The sequence below is a fragment of the Stenotrophomonas sp. FW305-3-2-15-E-LB1 genome (assembly GCF_058787375.1).
On the sequence record NZ_JBYSZR010000061.1, the window covers coordinates 1 to 3,451 of the forward strand.

Genomic DNA, 3,451 nt, shown 5'->3' on the forward strand with positions numbered 1-3,451 from the left:
TTTGCGGGGTGTGAGCCGCATGGATGCGGCGACCAAGCCCCCATGGATGGGTTTACGGCGTCCCCGCAAACCCACAGCCCCCCGCCAACCCGCAGTACAACCCAGAGCCATGAACACTGCTGTTGCTGTTGCTGTTGCCTTTGCCTACGCTCTGGCTTGAAACGGGTGCCGGGCAGCGCCCGGCCGGGTATCCTTCCTGTCTGATGTCCGACCTCGTCCATGCCAGCCGCGAAGCGCTCAGCGAAGGCGGCGCGCTCGCCTCGCACCTGGATGCCTTCGTCCCGCGTCCCGCGCAGCTGCGCCTGACCGAGACCATCGCCGATGCGCTGCAGCAGCGTGATCTGCTGCTGGCCGAGGCCGGCACCGGTACCGGCAAGACCTTCGCCTACCTGGTGCCGGTGCTGCTGTCCGGCCTGCGCACCATCATTTCCACCGGCACCCGTGCGCTGCAGGACCAGCTCTACCATCGCGACCTGCCGCGCGTGCGCCAGGCGCTGGGCGTCGGCCTGCGCAGCGCGCTGCTGAAGGGCCGCGCCAACTACCTGTGCCGCTACCGGTTGCAGCAGGCACGGGGCGAACCGCGCTTTTCCAGCCCCGAACAGGCCGCGCAGTTCCAGCGCATCCTCGCCTGGTCCGGTCGCTCCCAGTTCGGTGACATCGCCGAGCTGGATGGACTGGCCGACGATTCGCCGCTGCTGCCCATGGTGACCTCCACCGTCGACAACTGCCTGGGCACTGATTGCCCGTTCTGGGACGACTGCTTTGTCGTGCATGCGCGGCAACGTGCGCAGGCGGCCGACGTGGTGGTGGTCAACCATCACCTGCTGCTGGCCGATCTGGCCCTGAAACAGGATGGCTTCGGCGAACTGCTGCCGGGCGCGCAGGCCTTTGTCATCGACGAGGCACACCAGTTGCCCGAACTGGCCGCGCAGTTCTTCGGCGAAGGCTTCGGCATGCGCCCATGGCAGGAACTGGGCCGCGATTGCCTGGCCGAGGCGCGTGGCGTGGGCGGTGCGCAGTCGGCGCTGCAGGAACCCGTCGACCAGCTGCAGCAGGCGCTGCTGGCGCTGCGCCTGGCGATGGAAGGGCTGCCGTCGCGTGGCACGCAGTGGCGCGCGCTGGCGATGCCGCAGGTGCGCGAGGGCTTCGATATGGCCATGAGCTGCCTGGTGGCGCTGGAACAGGCGCTGCAGCCGCTGCGCGAAGCCGCCGCCGGCCTTGATGCCTGCCACGCCCGTGCACGCGAAGCCGTTTCGCGGCTGGCGCGCTGGCTGGGCGACGACGAACCTACCCTGGATTTCGACACCGACCCGGCCGAGCTGGCGCATGCCGCCGACGTGCTCTGGTACGAACTCACGCCGCGCGGTTTCCGCTGCCAGCGCACGCCGATGGATGTGTCCGGGCCGCTGCGCGAGCACCGCGAGCGCAGCCGCGCCGCCTGGATCTTTACCTCGGCCACGCTGACCGTGGGCGGGGGCTTCGAGCACATCACCACCCGCCTGGGCCTGGATGATCCGCACACGCTGGTCCAGCCGAGTCCGTTCAACTGGCCCGAGCAGGCGCTGTGCTACCTGCCGGAAGGCCTGCCCGATCCGGCGGCACGCGGCTTCGGCACGGCGCTCATCCAGGCCCTGCGGCCGGTGCTGCAGGCCTCGCAGGGCAGGGCATTCCTGCTGTTTGCCTCGCACCGTGCGCTGCGCGAGGCGGCCGAGGCACTGCGCGATGGGCCGTGGCCGTTGTTCGTGCAGGGCGAGGCGCCGCGCGCCACGTTGCTGCATCGCTTCCGCGATTCCGGCAACGGCGTGCTGCTCGGCTCGGCCAGCTTCCGCGAAGGCGTGGACGTGGTGGGCGAGGCGCTGAGCGTGGTGGTCATCGACAAACTGCCGTTCGCCGCGCCGGATGACCCGGTCTATGAAGCACGGCTGGAGGCGATCCGCAGCCAGGGCGGCAATCCGTTCCGCGACGAGCAGTTGCCGCAGGCGGTGATCGCCCTCAAGCAGGGCGTAGGCCGGCTGATCCGCAGCGAGACCGATCGCGGCGTGCTGGTGCTGTGCGACCCGCGCCTGCTCAACCGTGGCTATGGTCGGGTGTTCCTCGATTCCCTGCCGCCGTTCCGCCGCACCCGCGCGCTGGCCGATGTGCAGGCCTTCTTTGCGCCACAATGGTCCCCCGTGGCCGAGGACGCCGCCGCCCCGACCGCCCCGGCCCCCGCGCCGGGTCCGGAGCCGGCCCCCGGTGCCACGTTCCCCCTGTTCTGACCCGATGCGTCCTGATCCGATCCGATGAAACTGCTCGCCTTTGAAACCGCCACCGAAGCCTGTTCCGTTGCCCTGCATGTCGATGGGCAGGTGCTGGAGCGCTTCGAGATCGCCCCGCGCCGCCATGCCGAACTGAGCCTGCCGTGGGCCGAGGCGCTGCTCGCTGAAGCCGGCATCAGCCGCCGCCAGCTGGATGGCATCGCGCTCAGTCGGGGGCCCGGCGCGTTCACCGGCGTGCGCCTGGCGATCGCGATCGCGCAGGGCATCGCGCTGGCGCTGGACCGGCCGCTGCTGCCGGTGTCGACGCTGCAGGTGCTGGCGCTGCGTGCGCCGGCGGAAGAAGACCAGATCCTGTCGGCGATCGATGCGCGGATGGGCGAGTTGTACGTTGCGCGCTTCGAGCGCGTGGACGGCCTGCCGGTGGCGCGCGATGCCGAGCGTGTCTGCGCACCGGCGGCGGTGGCGCTGCCGGACGGGCTGCAGGCCTACGGTGTCGGCACTGGTTTCGGCGCGGCCGAGGGCGCGCTGGTGGCGCAGCTGGGCGCTGGGCTGCGTGGCTTCGATGCAGCAGCATTGCCTCGCGCATCGGACGTGCTGGCGCTGGCGGTGCCCGCGTTCGCCCGTGGCGAAGGCATGGCGGCGGAGAAGGTCGAGCCGGCCTATCTGCGTGACAACGTCGCGCTGACCCTGGTCGAGCAGCAGGCCGCCCGCGAGGCGAAGGCGAAAGCCAACGGCTGAGCCCCTCGTGGCTGAAGATCGGTAGAGTCGACTGTTAGTCGACTGCAACAGCTGCGCTGGGTCGGGCGGGGTGGATTCGCGGGGGACGCCGTGAATCCCCAGTCCGGCCCAGCCGCTGGCGGCTGTGCGTTCGGGCGCGTGCGAAGCAGTGCTTCGCAAGCAAAGCGCCCTCACCCATGGAGGCTTGTCCGCGGCATCCATGCCGCAGACACCCCCGCGAACCCACCCCGCCCGACCTCTGACAGTTTCCGTGCGTGTCCGCCACGGAAAATCAAAAAAGAAAAGTCAAAATCAAAAGCATCCACGCGTTGCGTGGATGTGTGTCGACCAAGGTCGACACCTACCAAAAGCGAAGATGCGCCGCGATCTGTCAGGGGTGGGGCGGTGTGGGCTTGCAGGACCGCAGGCGCCATGGATGGCGCCTACGAGCCCCCATGGACGGGTTTACGGCGTGT

At 69.7% G+C, this 3,451-nt stretch carries 2 protein-coding genes; both read left to right on the top strand.

Features of this window, described 5'->3' with window-relative positions; translation table 11 throughout:
* The first annotated feature begins 203 nt into the window (after positions 1-203).
* Positions 204-2,258, top strand: a complete 2,055-nt coding sequence (gene yoaA / locus AC3WL7_RS21355; protein ID WP_492753038.1) for a DNA repair helicase YoaA — start codon at positions 204-206, stop codon at positions 2,256-2,258.
* A gap of 24 nt (positions 2,259-2,282) precedes the next feature.
* Complete coding sequence (tsaB, locus tag AC3WL7_RS21360; RefSeq protein WP_079222866.1) at positions 2,283-2,996, top strand: tRNA (adenosine(37)-N6)-threonylcarbamoyltransferase complex dimerization subunit type 1 TsaB; 714 nt, start codon at positions 2,283-2,285, stop codon at positions 2,994-2,996.
* Positions 2,997-3,451: the final 455 nt, after the last annotated feature.